This window comes from Tissierella sp. MB52-C2 (assembly GCF_030931715.1).
GTDB lineage: Bacteria > Bacillota > Clostridia > Tissierellales > Tissierellaceae > Tissierella.
In genome coordinates, this window is record NZ_CP133261.1 from 3,346,380 (window position 1) to 3,369,762 (window position 23,383).

General features: G+C 31.4%; 23 protein-coding genes. 6 read left to right on the plus strand and 17 right to left on the minus strand.

Translation table 11 applies throughout. The annotated features are described in order from the left end of the window. Positions 1–127: 127 nt before the first annotated feature. From RBU61_RS16775 to RBU61_RS16825, 11 genes are all read right to left on the minus strand, one after another. Entirely contained in the window at positions 128–397 is a 270-nt protein-coding gene (locus tag RBU61_RS16775; RefSeq protein WP_308876794.1) for a CD3324 family protein, read from the minus strand. Positions 398–515: 118 nt separating this feature from the next. After that, positions 516–1,325 carry a GNAT family N-acetyltransferase gene (locus tag RBU61_RS16780; protein WP_308876795.1) on the minus strand — a complete coding sequence of 270 codons (810 nt, stop codon included), beginning with the start codon at positions 1,323–1,325 and terminating at the stop codon, positions 516–518. A gap of 172 nt (positions 1,326–1,497) precedes the next feature. Continuing rightward, positions 1,498–4,095, minus strand: coding sequence for an ATP-dependent chaperone ClpB (gene clpB / locus RBU61_RS16785; RefSeq protein WP_308876797.1), 2,598 nt, complete (start codon positions 4,093–4,095; stop codon positions 1,498–1,500). Positions 4,096–4,214: 119 nt separating this feature from the next. After that, a complete protein-coding gene (locus tag RBU61_RS16790; RefSeq protein WP_308876798.1) occupies positions 4,215–5,591 on the minus strand; it encodes an ADP-ribosylglycohydrolase family protein in 1,377 nt (458 codons plus the stop codon). Between the two features lie 32 nt (positions 5,592–5,623). After that, positions 5,624–6,562: a nucleoside hydrolase gene (locus RBU61_RS16795; protein WP_308876799.1), complete on the minus strand. Its 939-nt coding sequence runs from the start codon at positions 6,560–6,562 to the stop codon at positions 5,624–5,626. 3 nt (positions 6,563–6,565) lie between these two features. Then, positions 6,566–7,486, minus strand: coding sequence for an ABC transporter permease (locus RBU61_RS16800; RefSeq protein ID WP_308876801.1), 921 nt, complete (start codon positions 7,484–7,486; stop codon positions 6,566–6,568). Further along, the gene (locus RBU61_RS16805) at positions 7,479–8,528 is read right to left on the minus strand and encodes an ABC transporter permease (protein WP_308876802.1); all 1,050 of its coding nucleotides are present in this window, start codon (positions 8,526–8,528) and stop codon (positions 7,479–7,481) included. Before RBU61_RS16805 ends, RBU61_RS16800 begins: the two co-directional genes overlap by 8 nt. Next, a complete protein-coding gene (locus RBU61_RS16810; protein WP_308876803.1) occupies positions 8,518–10,074 on the minus strand; it encodes an ABC transporter ATP-binding protein in 1,557 nt (518 codons plus the stop codon). The genes RBU61_RS16805 and RBU61_RS16810 overlap by 11 nt, the downstream gene beginning before the upstream one ends. A 122-nt stretch (positions 10,075–10,196) precedes the next feature. Beyond that, entirely contained in the window at positions 10,197–11,294 is a 1,098-nt protein-coding gene (locus RBU61_RS16815; RefSeq protein ID WP_308876804.1) for a BMP family ABC transporter substrate-binding protein, read from the minus strand. Beyond that, positions 11,295–12,215, minus strand: a complete 921-nt coding sequence (rbsK, locus tag RBU61_RS16820; RefSeq protein WP_308876805.1) for a ribokinase — start codon at positions 12,213–12,215, stop codon at positions 11,295–11,297. After that, complete coding sequence (locus tag RBU61_RS16825; RefSeq protein WP_308876807.1) at positions 12,212–13,225, minus strand: LacI family DNA-binding transcriptional regulator; 1,014 nt, start codon at positions 13,223–13,225, stop codon at positions 12,212–12,214. The genes rbsK and RBU61_RS16825 overlap by 4 nt, the downstream gene beginning before the upstream one ends. A gap of 297 nt (positions 13,226–13,522) precedes the next feature. On the opposite strand from RBU61_RS16825, the gene RBU61_RS16830 reads away from it, so the two are divergent. Together RBU61_RS16830 and RBU61_RS16835 are read left to right on the plus strand one after the other, a co-directional pair. Beyond that, positions 13,523–13,849 carry a transposase gene (locus tag RBU61_RS16830; protein WP_308876808.1) on the plus strand — a complete coding sequence of 109 codons (327 nt, stop codon included), beginning with the start codon at positions 13,523–13,525 and terminating at the stop codon, positions 13,847–13,849. 251 nt (positions 13,850–14,100) lie between these two features. After that, positions 14,101–14,994 carry a transposase gene (locus RBU61_RS16835; protein WP_308876809.1) on the plus strand — a complete coding sequence of 298 codons (894 nt, stop codon included), beginning with the start codon at positions 14,101–14,103 and terminating at the stop codon, positions 14,992–14,994. A 184-nt stretch (positions 14,995–15,178) separates the two neighbouring features. Here RBU61_RS16835 and RBU61_RS16840 read toward each other — a convergent pair whose 3' ends face one another. Together RBU61_RS16840 and RBU61_RS16845 are read right to left on the minus strand one after the other, a co-directional pair. Beyond that, a complete protein-coding gene (locus RBU61_RS16840; RefSeq protein ID WP_308876810.1) occupies positions 15,179–16,114 on the minus strand; it encodes a DnaJ C-terminal domain-containing protein in 936 nt (311 codons plus the stop codon). A 118-nt stretch (positions 16,115–16,232) separates the two neighbouring features. Next, positions 16,233–16,385: an aspartyl-phosphate phosphatase Spo0E family protein gene (locus tag RBU61_RS16845; protein WP_308876811.1), complete on the minus strand. Its 153-nt coding sequence runs from the start codon at positions 16,383–16,385 to the stop codon at positions 16,233–16,235. Positions 16,386–16,540: 155 nt separating this feature from the next. On the opposite strand from RBU61_RS16845, the gene RBU61_RS16850 reads away from it, so the two are divergent. Continuing rightward, on the plus strand, positions 16,541–16,936 hold the full coding sequence (locus RBU61_RS16850) for a helix-turn-helix domain-containing protein (RefSeq protein WP_308876812.1): 396 nt from the start codon (positions 16,541–16,543) through the stop codon (positions 16,934–16,936). 161 nt (positions 16,937–17,097) lie between these two features. On the opposite strand, the gene RBU61_RS16855 is transcribed toward RBU61_RS16850, so the two are convergent. The 4 genes from RBU61_RS16855 to RBU61_RS16870 all read right to left on the minus strand — a co-directional run bounded on the left by RBU61_RS16855 (position 17,098) and on the right by RBU61_RS16870 (position 20,278). Beyond that, entirely contained in the window at positions 17,098–17,241 is a 144-nt protein-coding gene (locus RBU61_RS16855) for an aspartyl-phosphate phosphatase Spo0E family protein (protein ID WP_308876813.1), read from the minus strand. Positions 17,242–17,374: 133 nt separating this feature from the next. Beyond that, positions 17,375–17,644, minus strand: a complete 270-nt coding sequence (locus tag RBU61_RS16860) for a metal-sensing transcriptional repressor (RefSeq protein ID WP_308876814.1) — start codon at positions 17,642–17,644, stop codon at positions 17,375–17,377. 14 nt (positions 17,645–17,658) lie between these two features. After that, complete coding sequence (locus RBU61_RS16865; RefSeq protein ID WP_308876815.1) at positions 17,659–17,865, minus strand: cation transporter; 207 nt, start codon at positions 17,863–17,865, stop codon at positions 17,659–17,661. 34 nt (positions 17,866–17,899) lie between these two features. Next, the gene (locus tag RBU61_RS16870) at positions 17,900–20,278 is read right to left on the minus strand and encodes a heavy metal translocating P-type ATPase (protein ID WP_374212528.1); all 2,379 of its coding nucleotides are present in this window, start codon (positions 20,276–20,278) and stop codon (positions 17,900–17,902) included. A 213-nt stretch (positions 20,279–20,491) separates the two neighbouring features. Between RBU61_RS16870 and RBU61_RS16875 the strand changes: the two genes are divergently transcribed. The 3 genes from RBU61_RS16875 to RBU61_RS16885 all read left to right on the plus strand — a co-directional run bounded on the left by RBU61_RS16875 (position 20,492) and on the right by RBU61_RS16885 (position 23,141). Further along, the gene (locus tag RBU61_RS16875) at positions 20,492–20,716 is read left to right on the plus strand and encodes a FeoA family protein (protein WP_308876817.1); all 225 of its coding nucleotides are present in this window, start codon (positions 20,492–20,494) and stop codon (positions 20,714–20,716) included. A 122-nt stretch (positions 20,717–20,838) separates the two neighbouring features. After that, positions 20,839–22,863: a ferrous iron transport protein B gene (feoB, locus tag RBU61_RS16880; protein WP_308876818.1), complete on the plus strand. Its 2,025-nt coding sequence runs from the start codon at positions 20,839–20,841 to the stop codon at positions 22,861–22,863. Between the two features lie 11 nt (positions 22,864–22,874). Then, the gene (locus RBU61_RS16885) at positions 22,875–23,141 is read left to right on the plus strand and encodes a hypothetical protein (protein WP_308876819.1); all 267 of its coding nucleotides are present in this window, start codon (positions 22,875–22,877) and stop codon (positions 23,139–23,141) included. Positions 23,142–23,383: the final 242 nt, after the last annotated feature.

A 23,383-nucleotide genomic window follows, 5' to 3' on the forward strand; every position in this document is an offset into this window, starting at 1 on the left:
CTTATTTGCTCAAGAGTTTATACTAGAAACACCTCTATTATTTTCAAAATACCATCTCCCTTCTTCTATACTAACCGGTTAACTATATTCTCTCATTTATTATATAAAAATGATATAGAGAGAATAATTATAATAGTTTTTTACCATATACTATTTTTCTAACCGTCTCTTGACTTAAATAATACTCCTCTGACAGCTTACTAATAGAAATACCTTTTTGAAATAATTTAATAATATCTTTATTCCTCTTTTCAATAGCTTCCTTGGAACCTGTCAACTGACCCCAGCTTACTCTGTCACTTGCTTTAGGTATATATATTAGCCCTCCGTCAATATGCTTTTGAACCTCTTCCAACAAATGAGGTGGCAATACTTCTGCTGCATTCTTGTAACTCAAATATCTGTACCTCCCATAAAAAAGTATTAAATCGACAAATGTGGTTTACACATTTCTTCATAATACCCACCTCCTTAATATATTTGTTTTAATATTATTTATATATTTAAAATAATTTTTATAATAGTTTTTCCATTCTAATTTCCCCTCTACCTTCAGCTCTAACATATCCTAAACTTTCATATAGATTAATACCACTATAATTTTCCACATCACAGGCTAAAAAACTTCTTTTTGCTCCGTTTTGTTTACCCCATTTAATAGCATATGTTAGCAATGAGCGACCTATTCCCTTCCCTTGATATTGAAGGTCTACAGCTACTTCCCTTATCCATAACACTGTTCCCTTATCACTTTCAAATCCATATAAATTAACACAGCATACTCCTACTATCTTTCCTTCCATTTCTGCTGCAAAAATACAGGAATTATCTGCTTCATTCCATTCTTTAATCCATTCATCATCTTCACCTGTAAATTCTCTAGAATATCCCATACAATTTCTAGTTACCTGACCTGCTACACTATATTCATCTTCCTTTAGCCTCCGTATATTAGAAGTATCATATTCATCTATAGAAATAGCCTCTATATCTCTATTCCAGAAATCAACAAACTCTGCTATAACTCTAAAGTCTTTTTTCTCTAAGCAACTGATAAATTCCTCTGGAATAAATTTTATATGTATCTTTTTTCCAGAAATTTTATTTTTCTTTATTAATGTCTCAAGACTATTTAACCCTGTCATAAATCCCTCTTTAGAATCTGCTGCCCAAAACAACTCTATTGCTCCATCTAGTTCCTTATATAAGAGAATGCTAGTTTCATCTTGATATATTAATTTAGCATCTTTTATATCATCTTCATCTATATATTCTAAAGAAGTATATTTATATTTTTTATCTATACTATTATTAATATTTTCCACTTCTATCCCCCCATCCTATTACCCTTACTAAGAAGTTAACCTAATTTTATCATTTATCTTATAAAAATAATATGGGAAAAATAATTATAATAATTTTTACCCTTGAATTTAAAAACTTGGCACAATTATAAAATATATTTTATAATTGTGCCAAGTTAGTATAGTTTATGGTTTATTTAATAGTTTTTAGACTTATTTTTAAATTATTTTGCTCATCGCAAGAAACTATTACATTATCTTTGTCCTTTAAATCTCCTCTAATAATCATTCTGCCAATTTCTGTTTCAAGATATTTTTGCAGGAATCTCTTAACTGGCCTTGCACCATATTGGATTGAATAAGCTCTATCTAGAATAAGGTCTTTTGCCTCTTCTGTTAATTCTATAGATATTTGTCTGTCCTCTAGACGAGTTCGGATTTCTTCTATTTGAAGATCTATTATCTTAAATATCTCATCTCTTTGTAGTGGTTTAAACATTACGATTTCATCTATACGATTTAAAAACTCTGGTCTAAAAGTTCTTCTCATTTCATTCATTACCTTATGTCTTGCATCCTGATCAATACTACCGTCTGGCCTAATTCCTTCTAATAAATATGAGGAGCCTATATTGGAAGTCATTATAATAACTGTGTTTTTAAAGTCAATAGTCCTTCCTTGATTATCAGTTAATCTTCCATCATCCAATACTTGTAAAAGTATATTGAATACATCTGAATGAGCCTTTTCTATTTCATCAAATAAGATTACAGAGTAAGGCTTTCTTCTTACAGATTCTGTCAATTGTCCCCCTTCATCATAGCCTACATATCCAGGAGGTGCTCCTATAAGCCTTGATACAGAATGCTTTTCCATATACTCAGACATATCTATTCTTATCATATTTCTTTCATCATCAAATAATGTAGTAGTTAGAGCTTTAGATAATTCCGTCTTACCTACTCCTGTTGGTCCTAAAAATATGAAGGAACCAATAGGTCTATTTATTTGTTTCATGCCTGCCCTAGCTCTAATTACTGCATCTACTACAGATTCAACTGCTTCTTCTTGTCCTATTACTCTTTTGTGAAGTATCTTATCTAGAGATAATAACTTTTCTCTTTCTGTTTCTACTAATTTAGATACTGGTATTCCAGTCCATTTAGCCACTACTTCTGCTATTTCCTCTTCTGTTACTTCTTCTTTCAACATTCTTTCTTCTTTTTCATTCTTCTTATTGGCATCTTCTAGTTTCTTTTCTAACTCTACTAAGGTACCATATCTTAATTGTGATAATTTTTCTAAATCATATTTTCTCTCTGCTTCTTCTATTTCTCTTTTTACCCTATCTATTTCCTCTTTTATATTCTTAACATTTGATATACTTTTTTTCTCATCTTCCCATTGAGCCTTCATTATATCAAATCTTTCCTTTAAGTCTGATAATTCCTTTTCTAATTTTTCTAATCTTATTTTAGAGGATTCATCAGTTTCTTTCTTTAAAGCAGACTTTTCTATTTCTAGTTGAAGTATCCTTCTTCTTATTTCATCTATTTCCACAGGCATAGAATCTATTTCTGTTCTTATCATGGCTGAAGCTTCATCCATTAAATCTATGGCCTTATCAGGTAAAAATCTATCAGATATATATCTATCAGAAAGAGTAGCAGCAGCTATTACTGCCCCATCTGATATTCTTATTCCATGATGGATTTCATATTTTTCTTTAAGTCCCCTAAGGATTGATATAGTATCTTCTACTGTTGGTTCTTGAACTAATACTTTTTGGAATCTTCTCTCTAGGGCCGCATCTTTTTCAATATATTGTCTATATTCATCTAAAGTAGTAGCTCCTATTGTATGAACTTCTCCCCTTGCAAGCATTGGCTTTAAAAGATTAGAAGCGTCCATGGCACCATCCGTTCTACCTGCACCTACTATATTGTGAACTTCATCTATGAACAATATTATTCGACCTTCTGATTTTTCTATTTCAGATAATACTGCCTTTAGTCTTTCCTCGAATTCACCTCTATACTTTGCTCCTGCTATTAACGCACCCATATCTAGTGCAAATATGGTCTTATCTTTAAGGCCTTCTGGCACATCGCCATTGACTATTCTCGAAGCCAAGCCTTCTACTATGGCTGTTTTTCCTACTCCTGGATCTCCTATTAAAACTGGATTGTTCTTAGTTCTTCTAGATAGTATTCTAATTACATTTCTTATTTCTCCATCTCTACCTATTACTGGGTCAATTTTACCCTTTCTCGCTTCCTCTACTAAATCTCTTCCAAATCTAGTCAATGCATCATAGGTGGACTCTGGATTATCAGAAGTAATAGTTTGATTTCCTCTGATCTTCTTCAAAGCTTCTAAAAACCTTTGTAAATTTATATTATATTTCTTAAATATTCTTTCAGAAGCTATTCCCTTTTCCTTTAAAAGACATATATAAATATGTTCAACTCCTACATATTCATCTCCAAACTTCTTAGCCTCTTCTTCTGCATTTAATAAAATCTTTGTATATGTTCTACTGGGATATAGTGACCCTCCACCACCAGATTGTTTTGGTAGTTTATCTACTTCCCTTTCTACATCCATTCTAATTAATTCTGGATTTTCTCCCATATAAGATAATACCTTAGGAATCAGTCCATCATCTTGAGTTATTAATCCATAATGAATATGGATTTCTTCAAGTTGCGGATTTCCATTTTTTATGGCTATATTCTGTGAGTTTTGCACTGCCTCTAAAGATTTTTGAGTAAATTTGTTTAAATCCATATTTTTCTCCTCTCCCGTCTATTTGAGTTAAAAAAATCCTCTTCCTGAGTAATTTATAAAATCAATTTTATTATACCCAAATTAAAGAGGATTTTACTTTTATATTTTAATTTCTATGATTATTTCATACTGTCTATACTTTTCAATGTTAATTCTACTAATTCAGATATGGATATTGTATCATAATTCCTTAAATATGTTTTAAAGATGGTGCCCATTGGTTGAACCCACTTTTTATTTAATCCATTTTCTGCATTTAATATCCCAACAACATTTCCTACTTGCCCTGCGTTACAGTCTACATCCAGACCTCCAAGCCCCACTAAATAAATTGTTTTATCATAGTCACCATTTCCAAACCATAAAGCTATTACTTCAATAGCTGCATTTGGATATGCATGAACAAGATTATATTTTTTAAATTGTTCTTCACATATGATAAAAGCCTCTTCTGCTGTATTTACCTTTTTACAAGTCTCTAAAGCAAATTTCACAACACTATAATATTGGCTTTTAGATGGCAATATTTCTATAGTATCAACAATTATTTTTCTAATATCTTTTTCTACAAAAGCTAGTGATGTCATCACTGCATTAAATACTTCTCCTATAATTCCATTATTATAATGTGATATCTGTCCATCTATCCAAGCTAATCTAGCTGCTTCCAGAGGGTTTCCTGGTGCTACCATACCACAGATTGCACCTCTCATCTGAGCACCAATCCATTCTTTATAGGGATTATTTTGCCTGCCTGAATATGGAGGCAATATTCCTAAGAACAAATTTTTAAGAGCAATATCTTCGGCAGACCAAGCATATGGAATCAAGGAAATCCAGTAATCTGCTATATACTCAGATTTAATTTTCTTTCCATATTCATTCATTGCCAATAGGAATGCTATCTCAAATGTAATATCATCGTTATAAGCACTTGGCTTCTTTAAATAACTTTCTACCTTTCCAAAGTCCCTTTTTATAGTTTCTCTTGAATAACCTTCTAATGCAGTACCAAAAGACCCTGCACAAATTTGACCCATCCAGCCCCAATATATCTGATTTTCCAGTCTTCCCTCATCTATATCTATCTTATTTATAAAATTACTTGCATTTTTAAATTGTTCCCAAGTCTTATATTCTTCATAATTCCAATAGTCTGAATCCTTGTCTTTAGGTGCTTTGCTTAATGCTTGGAATATTTTTGAAGTATATTTCATTAGAGCAGCATCATCATTGTTTGAATAAGCTCTGATTCCTTCCTTAAAGTATTCTTCCGCCTTAGAAACATCTCTTCCCATATTTTCAACGGATTGAATTGCACCTGCAATCAAACAAGCGGGGGCACCAGAACCTGGTGCCTTACTATGCCACATGGTTCTAATTTTATTCATTTCATGTTTTTGTGATGCACTTTGTGTCCAATCCTCATCATCTTCTATGACAATATGCCCTTTAGCATTGTCTACTATATTTTTAGCATACTCCCATGCTTTCATCACAACACCACCTTTATACATTTTTATAAATATTATTTACTATACATACCATCAAGTTTAGTCAAGCAATCACACATATATTCTACAAATTCTTTTCTATTTATATCTAATAAGACAAGAACATTAGGCTCCTTAGCTGGAACAGGTCTTATATCAGCTAAGGTCATTCCCCTCGTAATATCTCCTTGAGTCTCAATATCTACATGATATTTTTTACCCTCAAACAAATCAGGTCTTAACAAATAACCTATTGCACAAGGATCGTGTAAAGGGCTGCCTTCAAAACCAAACTTTTTACTTGCTATGGAATAAAAGTCCAATAATTCTGCAACAAAATTTGATACCTTACCTTTAGCCTTAAGCTCTTTTCTTTCGTCTTCCATTATCATAGCCTTGTTAGTTACATCTAGACCTGCCATCACAATATCTATTCCTGAATTGAATACAATTTTTGCCGCTTCAGGATCTACATAGATATTAAATTCTGCAGAAGAAGTTCTATTTCCAGTATAAATACCTCCACCCATTAGACATATTAAATCAATCTTCTCTTTTATCTCGGGAAAACTTCTTAATAACAAAGCTATATTGGTTAAAGGTCCGATAGGCACTAAAGTCACTTTCTCCTTAGAGTCTTTTATTTTTTCATACATGAATCGAACAGCGTGGGTATCAACGATTGAATATTTAGGCTCTGGAAGAACTGGACCATCCATTCCTGAAATCCCATGAGCATCTGCACCAGTGTGTATTTCTCTAGTAAGTGGATAAGCTTCACCTACTGCAACTGGAATATCTTCGTTTAAAAAAGATAATATCTTCAATGTATTATTAGTTACCTTATCTAATAGTTGATTTCCACCAACGGTTGTTATTCCTAAAATATTTAATTTATCTTTATTTGCCAATGCCATAAGTATGGCTATTGCATCATCATGTCCAGGATCGCAATCTATAATTATATTTCTCATATCTTACTCCTTCATCTTTCTCTTTTTTGTATCAGCTATTGCATATATTAACAGACCTACTACAGTAGTTAAATATGGCATGATTTTAATAAGTTCAGAAGGTATATTCAATAGTTGCAAAGTGTTTGATAAAGCATCTGCTACTCCAAATAATAAAGATGATAAGGTTGTACCTAAGACAGTCCCTTTGCCCATAGCTTCTGCTGCAAGTGCAATCCATCCACGCCCTGCTGACATACCCCTTGAAAACCAAGATACATATCCCATTGATAAAAATGCACCACCAAGACCTGCAAATACACCACTTAAGGCAATTGCCAAATATCTTATTTTTATAACATTTATCCCTACAGATTTTGCTGCATTTTCATTTTCGCCAACGGACTTAATTCGCAAGCCCAAAGATGTTTTATTCAATAAAAACCATACACCTATTGTAGATAAAATTCCTACATAAGTTAATATATTATGTCCAGAAATAATTTCTCCTAAAACAGGAATTTTATTAATTATAGGTATATTTAAGTTAGGTAAAACCTTACTAGCTAATGAAGAAGAAGTTCCTTTATCTCCTGTTAAATAATATAATAAAAATATAGTCACACCATCTGCAAAGAAATTTGTAGCAATACCACCTAAGATAACATCAGTTTTTAATTTAAGTGTAAAATATGCTAATATGCTAGCGGTAATCAAACCTACTAGAATTGCTCCCAGCAATCCTAAAAATGCACTTTTAGTATATGCACTAGCTACTACCCCTGCTAATGCAGACATTAGCATTATACCTTCAATCCCTATATTTACCGCACCTGCCCTATCTGAAATCAAAGCACCCAATGCGGCAAATAATATAGGTGTTGTAACTCTTATAGCTGAAAAAGCGAATTCAGTAGTGAAAATCGTTTCCAGTAATTTATGCATCTTTATTTACCTCCTTTAGGAGCATTCTTTGTCTATAATTTTCAAGGAATTTTCCTCCTGAAATTAGTAGAATTATAACTGCTTGCATTATGAAAACCATTTCTGATGGAACATTTGTCATTCTAGCCATTAGATCAGCACCAATTCTTATATATGCAATAAACAATGCAGAGAAAATCACATTTCCAGGCTTATTTTTTGCCAGCATCGCCACTAGTGCTCCATCAAACCCCAGTCCTGGAAGAGCAGCCCATTTAAATCGATCATACATACCAATTACTTCTACAGCCCCTCCCATACCAGCAATAGCACCTGCAATAATGCTTGCAATTATAATAACCTTAGTTGTTCTCATACCTGTGTATTTAGCAAAAGCATTATTTAAACCTGTCATTCTAATTTCATATCCCCATTTTGTTCTATACAAGAATATATACGCAAAACATACGGTCAGCAATGCAATTATCAATCCTATGTGTATTCTTGTACCAGGTACTATAACTTTAAGAAGGGATGAATCTTTCATCTTAAAGGATGCTACTCCTGAATAATTCGGATCTCTGTAGTAAAAATTCAATATATATAATCCTATACCATAGAAAATGCTATTAAACATTAGAGATATGACTAGCTCACTAGCATCCCATTTTGCTTTAAAAAATCCTATTAATAGCATTACTATCATTCCAAATAAGCTTCCTGCCGCTATTGCAATAAGAGGGTGTATCACACTTGGTAATGAGAATGTAATACCAACTATTGATGCCAGGAGTCCACTAAAATAAAATACTCCTTCTGATCCTAAATTAAATAAACCAGCTTGAAATAAAACAGACGTAGCCAATCCAGAAAAAATTAGAGGAATAGCCAATTCTACTACATTCCCTATATATCTTGTTTTGGCAATAGGCCCAACAACAAAATAATATATAGTGGATAATGGTTCTTTACTTACTAATAACATAATTATAAAACCTATTAATAAAGAAATAGCTACGGCTACGAAGGTTCGTATAATATCAAACTTTTTCTCAAAATTCATTTACAGCCCTCCCTATCTCTTCAATATTTTGTTTTTTTATACCAAGCATATATAATCCTAGTTCGTCTTCAGTAGTTTGTGAAAGATCATCGAAATATGCAACAATCTCACCTTCATATACAACCAGCAATGAGTCACTTAGTTCCATTGCTTCATTTAAATCAGCACTAACTAACAGAATAGCTGTACCTTGATCCCTCAATCTAATTATTTCCCGATGTATGAAGTCAGCAGCACCTACATCTACCCCTCGTGTTGGTTGTTCTGCAATGAGAACATCATGTTTAACCGAACATTCACGAGCTACAACTACCTTTTGAATATTTCCACCTGATAGACTATATACTTTTTGCTCTATATTTTTGCATACTATGTCATAATCTAAAACTAAATTATCTGCTAATTTTTCTATCTTTTTAACATTAAGCAAAAATCCATCATTTAACTCTCTTGTATCATATTTATTACCTATAATATTCTCTTTAATATAAGCTTCTCCTGCAACTCCTTGAGTCATTCTATCTTCTGGAATATATGACATCCCGTATTTTCTTAGTTGTTTAATTGTCATATCTTTTACATTTTTATCTTTAAATAATACTTCTCCCTCATAATTTCTTTTATGTCCAGTTATGATTTTAATAAGCTCTGCTTGACCATTACCCTCTACACCTGCGATGCCTAAAATTTTACCTTCATTTACAGTAAAACTAATATCCTTTAATAGTGCTTTATCTTCTTTATTTTTACAATTTAGATTGTTAATTTTTAATATAGATTTTCCTGCCTTGTTTTTCTTTTTATCATACTTCAAAACAATATCTCTGCCAATCATTAGATTCGATATCTCTTTTTCACTTACATCTGAAATATTATACGTTCCTTTTGTCATTCCCTTTCTGATAATGGTAACTCTATCAGAAATATTTTTTACTTCTCTAAGCTTATGAGATATAAATATTATAGTATGTCCATTGTCCTTCAATTTTTTCAATTGTATAAAGAGTTCCTCTGTTTCTTGTGGTGTTAAAACTGCAGTAGGTTCATCAAGAATAAGTATTTTAGCACCCCTTAATAATGCCTTTAATATCTCTACTTTCTGTTTCATGCCTACTGAGAGATCTTTAACTTTCATATTAGGGTTAACCTGCAAATTATAAATTTGTCCAAGTTCATTAATCATAGATATTGCCTTGTTATAATCTATAGATAACCCTTTTACAGGTTCCATTCCGAGAATCATATTTTGTGCAATAGTAAAAGAAGGTACTAGCATGAAATGCTGATGTACCATTCCAATTCCCATTTCAATTGCTTTATTGGAACTATTTATTTCCACTTTATTTCCTCTGAATAAAATTTCACCCGAGGTCGGTTGTTCCATGCCAAAAAGAATTTTCATTAAAGTTGATTTTCCTGCACCATTCTCCCCAACGATAGCATGTATTTCACCCTCTTTTAATTGGAAGTTGATATCTTTATTGGCGACAACTCCATTATTATATAATTTCATAACATTTTTTAACTCTAAAATGTAGTCACTCATAATATTACTACCTTTCTTTTAAAGATATTTTAGATTTAAATACTAATTGGGTTTTGCTAATTAGCAAAACCCAACTACTATCTTTTCACATTTTGCCGTTGGTGTTAAAATATTTTAATCTATTAAGGCCTAACAGATTCTCTTAACTCGTTTATCTTATCTGTAGATACTCCAAAAGCAGTTCCCACCTTTATTTCTCCATTAGCTATTTCTTGCTCTATCTCTATGATTTTATCCTTAATGTCTTGTGGTAATTTATCATAATACTCATTCTTAGCAAGACCAACTGCACCTTCAGCTACTCCCATTGAATTATGTGTACCATATTCAAGAGTGCCTTCAATATGTTTCTTAACAGCATCAAATATTGCTTGATCTATTCTCTTTACTGCTGAAGAAGCAATATGTGCTGCCTTTTCAGGATCTGAATCTTTAAATAACATCGCTTGGTCAGAGTCAACTCCTATTGCATAACCATTTTTTTCTGTTGCAGCATCTATTAAACCTAAACCAGTTCCACCTGCAACATTGAAGCTAATATCTGCACCAGAATTATATTGAACCAATCCTAATTCTTTTCCTTTAGCAGGATCTCCAAAGTCCCCTGCATATGAAACTATTACCTTAATATCAGGATTTACACTTTTTGCTCCCTCAATATATCCAACCAAGAAATCATTGATTCCTGGTATATCCATTCCACCAAGGAACCCAATTACATTTTCTTTATTTGCAATCTCAATATCTGATTTTGTTACTAAACCAGCCAATGCACCAGCTAAGTAGGATACTTCATTTGTACTGTAAAACATTGAATATACATTATCCACTGTTTCTTCAATAAATGTATCAAAGTTTATATATCTTTTCTCTGGATATTCTACTGCTAATGTATTCATTAATTCTGTAGTATCATTTCCAGAAATAATAATATCCCAATCACCTTCAGAAACATCTATAAAAGTTGGCTCCCATTTAGTAGAGTCTGTTCCCATTTCAATTACCTTTGTTTCTGCTCCAAGTTCTTTCCTAACAAGTTCTAATCCCGCATTTGCAGAATCAAAGAAAGACTTATCACCTAATGTACCGGGAATTAAAAGTACTACTTTAAGTTTTTCCCCAGACGCATCTTTATCTGGAACATTTTTAGGACTCGAACATCCTGTCAAGACAAAAGATAAAACTAATAATATAGACATAACAACAGCTATTTTTTTCATTTAAATTCCTCCTAAAAATTTATAATTACCTAACACATCTTGCCTTTTGGGCATAGATGATTGAGCACCTTTTCTAGTAACACTTATTGCTGAAGCTTTTATAGCATATTCTATAGCTTCCTCAACACTGTTACCATTGGCAATTTCTGCTGCCAATACACCATTAAAGCAATCCCCAGCACCTGTTGTATCAATAGCATCTACAGTAAGTCCCGGAAATTCAATTTTCCCATTTTTATTAACAAGTAATGCACCGTTTTCACCCAAAGTACAAATTACATTACCAACACCAAACTTGATTAGTTCTAATGCCTTTTTATATGAATCCTCTGCAACAATATCCTTAGTGAGGGTATCTAATTCACTTTTATTTGGAGTTATAATATCAATTTTACTTAATATGCTAGGACTTAATTCTATAGCTGGTGCAGGATTCAGTATTATAGTGCATCCTTTTTCTTTTCCTTTGTTTATGGCATATTCTACTGTTTCTATTGGAATTTCTAATTGTAGTAAAATAATACCAACTTCGTTAAATAATCCTTCATTTGCCTCAATATCTTCTTTTGTAATGCTTCCATTAGCTCCGGGTATAACTACTATAGAGTTGTCTGCATTTTTATCAACAGTTATCCACGCCATTCCTGTTTTTTGATTTTGATCTATTTTAATTCCAGTAATATCAATATCATCATTCTTTAAACTTTGTTGAAGCGCCTTTCCATCTTCATCATTTCCTATGGCCCCAATCATATAGGTTTTTGCTCCAAATCTAGAACAAGCTACAGCTTGATTAGCACCTTTTCCTCCATTATGCTTCTCCACATAAGAGGCTAATGTAGTTTCACCTATCATAGGGATTCTCTCCACAGAAACTACCATGTCTGTATTTAAACTTCCAATAACAAGCACCTTATTCATATTTGTCTCCTCTTACTAGTTGATTCTCTAACTACTAGTTCCAACTTTATCTCTACTTCATTATCTAGTTCTTCTTTATTCTCAAGAATATTTATCAATGTCTCTACAGCCAAATACCCAATTTTATAACTCGGTTGATTCACTGTGGTAAGAGAAGGCGTTACTAGAGATGAAATATAAATATCATCAAACCCAACTACACTAATATCTTCTGGTATATTTATTCCCTTCTCTTTTAACCCATTCATTGCTCCTATGGCAATAAGATCATTTCCACAAAATATAGCCGTTATATCCTTATCTATTACCATGTTTTTTATAGTCTCGTATCCGAACTCACTATTATAACTACCTTCTATAATCAATGTTTCATCATATTTTAAATTATTATCAAGAAGTGCTTTTTTATATCCCTCAAGTCTATCCATAGAAAGTCTGATATTGAGCGGACCTGATAAATACATAATCTTTTCATGACCTAACTTTATTAAATATGTTACAGCATCATATGCTCCAGAAAAACTATCAATTTCAACTTTCCCCTTAATTCCCTTAAAGTAAACATTTCTGTCCAAGGATACAATGGGAATCTTTATATTCAATTTTTCTTCAAGCTCTTTATTTCTAAAGGCTGATCCTGCTAAAGCGATACCATCAACTTGCTTCTCTATGAGATTGTTAATATATTTGATCTCTTTATTTAAATCTTCATCAGTATTACAGAAAAATATACTATATCCTCTATCATTAGCTACATCCTCCGCTCCTCTTGTTAAATCTGTAAAAAACGGATTCCGTACATCTGGAATGATAAGACCAATAGTTCTTGTCTTCTTGGTAATCATACTACGTGCAATACTATTAGGTGAATAATTTTCTTCTTCAATAATCCTCTTTACTTTTTCTATTGTTGGCCTACTTATATCGCTATCTTTTCCATTGACAATCTTGGAAACAGTTGCAATAGATACGCCAGCTAGCCTCGCAATATCCTTCATAGTTACATCCAAATCTTCACCTCCACAATCTACTTAAACGTTTTAGTAAAACGTTTAAGTAGATTATACTATTTAGAATTAATTGTGTCAATTAATTTTCCCCATGAAAAAAGGGCTGTTTCAAAATAAATAGTCCTTAATAAAAAAAGAGTTCAGAGAGCGGTTGCTCTTTGAACTCTTTTCTAGTATGCTTTATCTGCGATGAATATACATACTAAAGTTAATCATAGAGCAAAAATCAAAAAAATGCAACTAACTTTTAGTTTTGATTTGACTAATAATTTTGATATGGATGATGAGGTTTTCCTGGTGCACAATATTATTGAGGAGATGAATTTAAAGTTTTTAGATAGTGCCTACTCTAATAAAGGTAGAAAACCAGCTGTAGAATCAAAAACCATGTTGAAAATTCTAGTTTTTGCATACATAAATAGAAAATATTCAGCTAGAGATATTGAAGATGCCTGTAAATATGATATTCGATTCAGATGGCTTTTAGATAATGGAAAATCCCCTGATCATGTAACCATCAATAGATTTAGGAATAAGATATATCCTTTCATGGATGAAATATTACATCAACTAGTAAACTTACTAGTAGAACAAGGAGAAATGGATTTAAAAGTGTATACATAGACGGAACGAAAATAGAAGCAAATGCCAATAGATACACATTTGTATGGAAAAAATCTATACTTAAATATCAAGAGAAACTAATACAGAAAATACTAGAATATTTCAGAATTAATGAAAATTTATCTAGTGAGGATTGTAAAAAGCTTGTTCTACTTGAATTCAATAACATAAGAAATATTTGCAAATCAAGAAATATAGTATTTGCTTATGGTAAAGGGAAGCGAAAATTAGAAGAACAAAAGAAATATGAAATGTTGGAAGAGTGGCTTGATAAGCTAAATATATATGAAAAACATTTGAATATACTTGATGAAAGAAACAGCTATTCAAAAACAGATAAAGATGCAACTTTCATGAGATTAAAAGATGACCATATGAAAAATGGTCAGTTAAAACCTGCTTACAATATTCAATGTGCAACGAATGGCGGGTATATTGTAGATATAGAGGGATTTAGTAATCCTACAGATGTGAGAACCTTAGTTCCTTTTATGGATAAACTTCTAAAAAAATATGATACAAAAATAAATAGAGTTGTAGCAGACTCAGGCTATGAAAGTGAGGAAAATTATCTTTATCTAAGAAAAAAGAAAATAAAACCTTTCATAAAACCCTTAAATTATGAAGTAAAAAAGACAAGAAAATATAGAAATGACATATCAAGAAAAGAGAATATGATTTACTATAAAGTAGAAGATTACTATATTTGTCATAATAATAAAAAGCTTAAATTCGAAAAGAGAATATATAGAAAAAATAAATATGGATTTAAAAGTGAGTCTAAGGTTTATCTATGCAATGACTGTCTAAATTGTATATATTCTAGTGATTGCATCAATATGAAAAACAAAACTGGATTGAAACGCATATATGTTTCTGAAGGATTTGAAGAATTAAGAAAAGAATCAGAAAAAAATATAATGACAGAAGAAGGAATTACAGAAAGACTTAATCGTTCAATTCAGTCAGAAGGAGTATTTTCATATATAAAATCAGGAATGCAATATTTAAGATTTAAACATAGAGGTATGGAAAAAGTTATTTCAGAAATAAAGTTACTAAGTGTCGCAATAAATATAAGAAAACTAAGTAGTAAAATAAAGGCAGACAAATTAGGTTTTATCCGATATAAAGAAGTGATTTAGAAATAGAAAAAACGCCATAAGTAAAATGAGGTTTAGAAAAATCTAAGCTTTATTTCCTGTACCCTAAATTAATTTAGAGAGAGTATATTTAATATTTATAGGGACTGATATAACTTAGTTGTCAACTTTGATATAGAAAAAGAGGCGTTTCATAACTGATTTATCAGTTATGAAACAGCCCCTTCTAATTATGTTTCGATATTTCCTTTAGCTTCTGATATAATTCAATTTCTTCTTCCGTCAAACTCTTTGGATTTACTATATTTACTTCTATATATAAATCCCCCTTATTATCTTTCATATCTTTATATCCTTTTCCAGGTATTCTAATTTTCTTTCCTGATGATATTAGTTTTGGAATATCGATTTTAATCTTTCCATCTAAAGTATTTACTACTACCTTTTCTCCTAAAACTGCTTCCCAAGGTAGTAAGTCTAGTTTAGATACTATATCTAATCCATCTAATCTATTTTTTTCCTCTTCCTCAAAATTGATTTTAAAAAGAATATCTCCTTTTATTCCCCACTTTTCGCCTTTAACTTTCAATTTTTTCCCAGGCAATATTCCTTTTGGTACCTTTACTGTTATGCTTTTATTTTCTCCACCTATATTAAGATTAATATCCTTTTGGACTCCATTATATCCTTCTTCAATAGTTATATTTAGTTCTGATTCATAGGAAGGACTTTGTTTTCTACTGGCTTTTCTGCCACCTCCAAATAAATTACCTAAATCAAATCCTTTTTGACCACTGCTTCTTTGATTTCCCCCCATTCCACCAAAGAACATATTGAAGAAATCACTAAAGTCTCCATCCGCTGTACTATAGGTATAGCTATATCCACCAGGACCACCAAAACCATATTGAGATGGGTCGAAATTTTGACCATTGGAGAAATTATATCCTGATCCAAATTGGTCATACATCTTTTTCTTTTCTTCATCTCCTAGTACTTCATAGGCTTCATTTATTTCCTTAAACTTTTCCTGAGCTTTGTCATCATTTGGATTTAAGTCTGGATGATATTTCTTAGCTAAGCTTCTAAATGATTTTTTTATTTCATCTTGGCTTGCAGTTTTTTCAACACCAAGTATTTTATAATAGTCTTTATATTCCATAAAATCTTCTCCCTCTTATAATTAGAATTAAACAATTTGCCCTGACCTTCTTTGACCTTTAGTTTAATTATACCTTTTTCACTAAAAAAATCAATATAATATCTATCAATATAAATGGCTATTCTCTATCTTCTTCTTTAAAATTTTGTTCTTTATAATATTCTATTATCAATTTATCAAGTTCTTGACTTACCTTTAATACCCCTGCATTGTCGTTAGATTGAACCACTTGATGTAAATGTTCCCTTAGTTTATCAATTTTATTCTTCATTTTCTTCCTCCCGATAAAATTTTACTATATTTATTATATAATAAAACTTATACATAGCACAATGTTTTTTATGCATATAGCCAACAATATTTATATGCTATTAGCCAATTTAGTTAAATTCCAGAAACGTATACAGTATTATTGAGGTGGCGAAAATGAATGAAATTAAAAAAATATTAAATTATAAAGATGTAGGATTAAGAATTAGATTAGAAAGAGAAAAATTAGGATTATCTAGAGAAAAATTTGCTGAATTAATTGGATTATCATCATTTTATATTGGTCAACTGGAAAGAGGAGATCGTAAAATGAGTGTAGATACTTTAGCAAATATATCTAAGACTTTAAATGTATCTGTAGATTATCTCCTATATGGTTATAATTACTATATGGAGAATATAAAGGTTTCAGAAGCAATTGATGATATTTATAGGGTGTCTATTGATAATGAAATAAAAGAATTATTAGATATACTAAAGGGTAGCTCTAAAGAACAAATATCTCTTCTAAAAGATATTTATAAACTTATTTTGCCTTCCATTAAAAAATAAATATAAATATTAAAATAAGAATAAAAGATTGAAATATATCTTTTATTCCCAATATGAATATATCTATATCATTTTTCGACCTTCTCTGACCTTTGTTTTAATTACAAAGTTAATTTAATAAAAAATCAACTTATATTATAAACTATCTGTTGTTTTTTTACTTAACCTTTTCCCTCTTCTAAATAATACTCTACAATAAGTTTATCCAATTCTTCGCTTATTCTAACTACTTCCCCATAATCATTGTCTCTAGATTCCATCTCTTTATATAGTTTTTCTCTAATTTTATTAATTTCGTTTTTCATAGCTTCCCCCTGAATAAAAATCATACAATTAAGATTATACTTTACAACCTATATTGATTCAATAGATTTTTTATTATATTAAAAGAAATTTTTGACAAAATAAAACAACTTGATTACTCAAGTTGTCTTATGGCTATTTTATATATTTATCTATAATGTTTATTATTTCTTCTATTTTTTCTTCACCCTGTTTTTCATCTTCTAAAATAGCAGTAGATACACAAGATCTTATATGACTATTTAATATATCTATATTGGCCTTTTTTAATAGACCAATGGCAGATAGGATCTGTGTAGATACATCTACACAGTACCTATCATCTTCAAGCATTTTTATTATGCCATCTATCTGACCTCTAGCTGTTTTTAACTTAATAGCTGCTCTTCTTTTTCCTTCATTCATTAGATCACTACTCTCTACTTTATTTCTATTAAATCATATCCTGCGTCTTCTATTGCACCCTTTATAAGAATGTCATTTAAGCCTTCTCCTTCTACCTCTACACTTTTAGATGATAAATTCACTTCCACTTTACTCACTCCATCTAAACCCTTTAATGCATTTTTCACAGCATTTTCACAGTGTCCACAACTCATTCCTTCTACTAATAAAGTTTTTTTCATTTTATATTCCTCCTTATTTCTAGTAAATAATTATTTACTTTCCACTGAATTTTTTTAATCTAAGTGAATTTGTAACTACTGAAACTGAACTAAAAGCCATGGCTGCACCTGCTATCATTGGATCTAGAAAACCTAAGGCTGCAAAAGGTATTCCTATAGTATTATAGAAAAATGCCCAGAATAAGTTTTGCTTTATGGTTCTCATGGTTCTATGACTTAGTTTAATGGCTGTAACTACTCCAGATAAATCTCCCCTCATAAGGGTTATATCTGCTGCCTCCATGGCAACATCTGTACCTGTACCTATGGCAAAGCCCACATCTGCTGCTGCCAAAGCCGGTGCATCATTGATACCATCTCCAACCATACCTACGTGTTTTCCTTCTGATTTAATCTGTTCTACTACCTCTGCTTTATTCTCTGGTAAAACTTCTGCCAATACATTTGTTATACCTACTTCTTTAGCTATGGCTTTAGCAGTTCTTTCGTTATCTCCTGTTATCATATAAACTTCTAATCCCATAGATTTTAACTGTTCTATTGCCTTCTTTGAAGTCTCTTTTATTTGGTCTGCCACAGCTATAATTCCAGATAATTTATTATCTATAGATATTAACATTGCTGTTTTACCTTCTTCTTCTAGCCTTAATAAATCTTTTTCTCCTTCTAATATGGAGATATTACTATCTGCCATTAATTTTCTATTTCCAATTAGTATTTCTTTACCTTCAAGAACTGCCCTAAGTCCTTTTCCTGGTATTGCTGCAAAATCTGTAGGAATAGACAGTTGAAGTAATTCGTCTTCCCCTTTTTTTACTATTGATTGACCTAATGGATGTTCTGAAGTTTTTTCTACAGAGGCAGCTATTCTAAGAATTTCATCTCTATCTATTTCCATAAGAGAAACTATATCTGTTACCTCTGGTTCTCCCTTTGTTATTGTACCCGTTTTATCAAATACTATTGTATCCATTTCATGAGATCTCTCTAGATGTTCTCCGGATTTAATCAGTATTCCATTTTCAGCTCCCTTACCAGTACCAACCATTATAGCTGTAGGTGTGGCTAATCCTAATGCACAAGGGCAAGCTATTACTAAAACTGCAACTGCATTTATAAGACCTATATTAAAGTCTCCTTTAATAAAATAAAATCCTACAAATGTAATCAATGCAATGACAACAACTATTGGTACAAATATTCCAGATATTTTATCTGCCAATCTTTGAACTGGTGCTTTAGAGCCTTGGGCATCTTCCACCAGCTTAATGATTTGAGATAATACTGTATCCTTACCTATTTTAGTTGCTCTAAATTTAAAAGCACCAAACTTATTTATTGTAGCTCCTATTACCTCATCATCTATTCCCTTATCTGTAGGAATACTTTCTCCTGTAATCATAGACTCATCTACTGCAGAGTTTCCTTCTACTATGACTCCATCAACTGGTATTTTTTCTCCTGGTCTAACAACTATAATATCTCCTATTTCTACCTTCTCTATAGGTATATCCATCTCTGCTCCATCTTTTATAACTCTTGCTGTCTTAGGCTGTAATCCCATTAATTTCTTTATGGCCTCTGAAGTCTTTCCCTTCGCCACTGCTTCAAATGTTTTTCCTAGGATAATTAGAGTTATAATAACTGCTGAAGATTCAAAATAATATTCATGAACTCCCTTTAATAAGTTATATATACTATAAAAGTAGGCTGCTGATGTTCCCATGGAAATGAGAACATCCATATTAGCTCCTCCACCTCTTAAAGCATTATACGCTCCTTTATAAAACCTATAGCCTATAATAAATTGTACAGGGGTGGCAAGGATTAATTGAAACCATCCATTACTTAATATATTATCAATTCCTGCCATATGAAAAAACATTGCAGAAAATAAAGGTATACTTAATATGGCTGAGATGATAAATGATGTTTTTAGAGATTTTATTTCCTTCTCCCTAAGTTCTTTTTCTCTGTCTAAATCTCTTTCTACTTCTATCTCTGCCTTATATCCTGTTTTTTCTATGACTTTAATTAAAGTCTGTTCATCTGTTAATCCAGATAGATATTCTACCACTGCCTTATTAGTTGATAAATTAACTGCAGCCTTAACTCCTTCTAATTTATTCAGAGCCTTTTCTACTCTAGTGGAACAAGCTGCACAAGTCATACCTTCTATCATAAAAGTTTGCTTGACTACAGGTACCTCATATCCTGTTTTTTCTATGACTTTAATTAAATCCTTTGGTTTAATTTTGTTAGGATCAAACTCTATATTGGCCTTATTGGAAAGTAAATTCACCACTGCTGACTCTACCCCTTCCTGTTTGCCTAAGGATTTTTCTATTCTTGCAGAGCAAGCTGCACAAGTCATTCCAAGCACATCTATGCTTATTTTCTTGTTTTCCATTATATCACTCCTTTTTACCCCCACCCCCGGGGGGTGTACTTTTATTATATTCTTATATTAATATTTTGTCAACAATTTTATTATTTGTTTATTTTTTATTTTAACCCTAAGTATGTGAAATAATTATTGCATTTACATGTAAAATCATTTATAATAATAGTATAATGATAACGATTATCAATGTCTATAGATATATACATATGGAAGGGTGATATTATGAACACTTTATCTTTAGCTTCCTTAAAACCCAAGGAATGTGGCAGGATTAAAGAAATTTCAGGTTGTTGTAAAGCAAAAAAAAGATTATACGAATTAGGACTTCATAAAAATGCCTGTGTTAAAGTTGTTAAAAATGATTTTGGCCCTATTATTATTAATTTATCTGGTAACAAATTGGCTTTAGGTCGTGGTTTAGCATCTCAAGTATTTATTGAAAATTAATCATTAAAGGTTGACTAACCTTTTCTTAACGCTTATTAATGGAAAGTTCTCATATGATATTAGAATAGGACTTTCCTATTTGTTGTAAAAGATAATAATTAGATTGGAAAGAAGGGGAAAATTTGAATACGATAGCACTTGAAGGCAAAAATTTGAATACAATAGCACTTGTTGGAAATCCAAATAGTGGAAAGACAACTTTATTTAATGCACTAACAGGCTCTAACCAACACGTTGGAAACTGGCCTGGAGTTACTGTTGAGAAAAAAGAAGGAAAGTTTAAGCATAAAGGAGAACAATATAACGTAGTAGACCTTCCAGGTACTTATAGTCTCGGGGCATATTCGGAAGATGAAGTCGTTGCAAGAGACTATATTCTGAAAGGAAATCCAGATGTTGTAATTAATGTAGTAGATGCTACTAATATTGAAAGAAATCTTTATTTAACAACTCAATTAATGGAAATGGGTGTAAAAGTTGTAATTGCTCTTAATATGATGGATGAAGCTAAGCAAAGAAATATTGAGATAAATTTAGATAAGCTATCTAAGGAACTAGGGGTTCCTATAGTACCTACTATTGCTGCTAAAAATCAAGGTCTTGATATCCTAATAGATAAATCCATTGAATATGTAAAAAAAGAAAAAGATTTAAATAAATCCTTTAGTTATGGTAATGATATTGACAATGAAATAAAACAAATAGAAGAAATTATAGATGGACTAGATTTAAAATATCCTAAAAAATGGATAGCAGTAAAACTTTTAGAAGGAGATAAAGAGATATATAGTCTTCTGTCAAAAAAGGAATCTGAACCTCTTAAAGATCAATTATCAGCTTTAGAGAAAAAATCTCATGAATATGAGCTTGAAATAGTAGATAAAAGATATGAATTTATTGGAAATATTGTAGGTAGGTCTATTAAAAGACCATCAGAAGAAAAGGAAACTCTAACTGATAAAATAGACAAAATTATTACTAATAAATATTTAGGAATACCTATATTTGCTTTGATTATGTTTTTAGTATTTCAATTAACTTTTGTAATAGGTCAAGATTTACTTGGCGGTTATGTTGCAACTGGCATTGAAGCCTTAGGAGAATTTGTAGTTTCTCTATTAGAAAATATTAACTCACCTGAATGGCTTCTTGCTTTCCTTTCAGAGGGAGTCTTTGGTGGAGTAGGATCTGTATTTGAATTCGTTCCACTTATTATGGTATTATATTTTTTCTTAGGTATATTGGAAGATACAGGATATATGGCAAGGGCTGCCTATATAATGGACGGATTTATGAGACGTCTTGGTCTTCATGGTAAAAGTTTTATTTCAATGATTGTAGGCTTTGGATGTAACGTTCCTGGTATTATGTCAACTAGAACTTTAGATAACAAAAAGGATAGAATGATTGCATTACTAATTAATCCATTTATGTCCTGCGGAGCTAGACTTCCTATTTATTTAGTGTTTATAGCAGCGTTTTTCCCAGACCACGGTGGAATTGTATTGTTTTCACTTTATGCCTTAGGAATTATAATGGCTTTAATCATGGGTAAGATATTTTCAAAAACATTATTTAAAGGTGAATCTTCCCATTTTATAATGGAATTGCCGCCTTATAGATTACCTATATTTAAATATGTTTTAAGAGATATGTGGAGTAAAGTATGGGACTTCTTACATAGAGCTGGAACTATTATATTTGTAGTTGTTTCTGTTCTTTGGGTATTGTCCGTATTACCATTTGGCGTAGAGCCATATAGTCAAGAAAGTATTCTAGGTAGAATAGGTACTATTTTATCACCTATATTTGTACCTGCTGGTTTTGGTACTTGGCAAGCTACTGTTAGCTTATTCGCAGGAATAGCCGCAAAGGAAGCTGTTGTTGCAATCCTAGGAATGGTTTATGCCGGTGTAAGTGAAGGTACTGCCCTTGTTACTGCAATACAAAGTGTATTTACACCTTTAACTGCTGTATCTTTTATGATAATGGTTCTTTTATACACTCCTTGTGCAGCAGTAATAGGTACTGTAAAACATGAAACTAAGTCTGCTAAGTGGGCTGCCTTCATGGTTATATACACCTTTGCCCTGGGTTGGATATTATCAGTTATTGTATATCAAGTTGGAAGTCTTTTAGGATTTTAGGAGTTGATAATATGCTTAAAAATGTTTTAAAAGAGTTATCAGAAATTAGAGTTTTTTCCCTTCCTTTAATAGCAAAAAACTTAAATATATCTGAATCCTTAGTAGAGGAATTTATAGAACAATTATACCGTATGAAGTATATTGTAGAAGACGAAGGCTGTTCTGCTTCTGAGGTTAAATGTGGTTGTTGCTCATATAAATCCATGTGTACAAGCACATCAGTAAAAACCATAAGCATAACGGAGAAAGGAAAAAGATTATTAGAATCCCTTAAATAACACTAAAAAACTTTAAGAAAAATTTCTTAAAGTTTTTTTATATTATGTTTAAAATTATATTTCTGGGTATAATATCTATACATACATCATCTCATTATATCGGTAAAGTATAATTCCTATATAATATGGTGTGTGTAAAAAATAGATAGAACTTTAGCCCATAAACCTAATTCAAGTGTCTCATTAGCCCCTTAGCTTAAGAATAGCTTTACCAGCAAATAAAAATTGTTTCTTAGCACTAT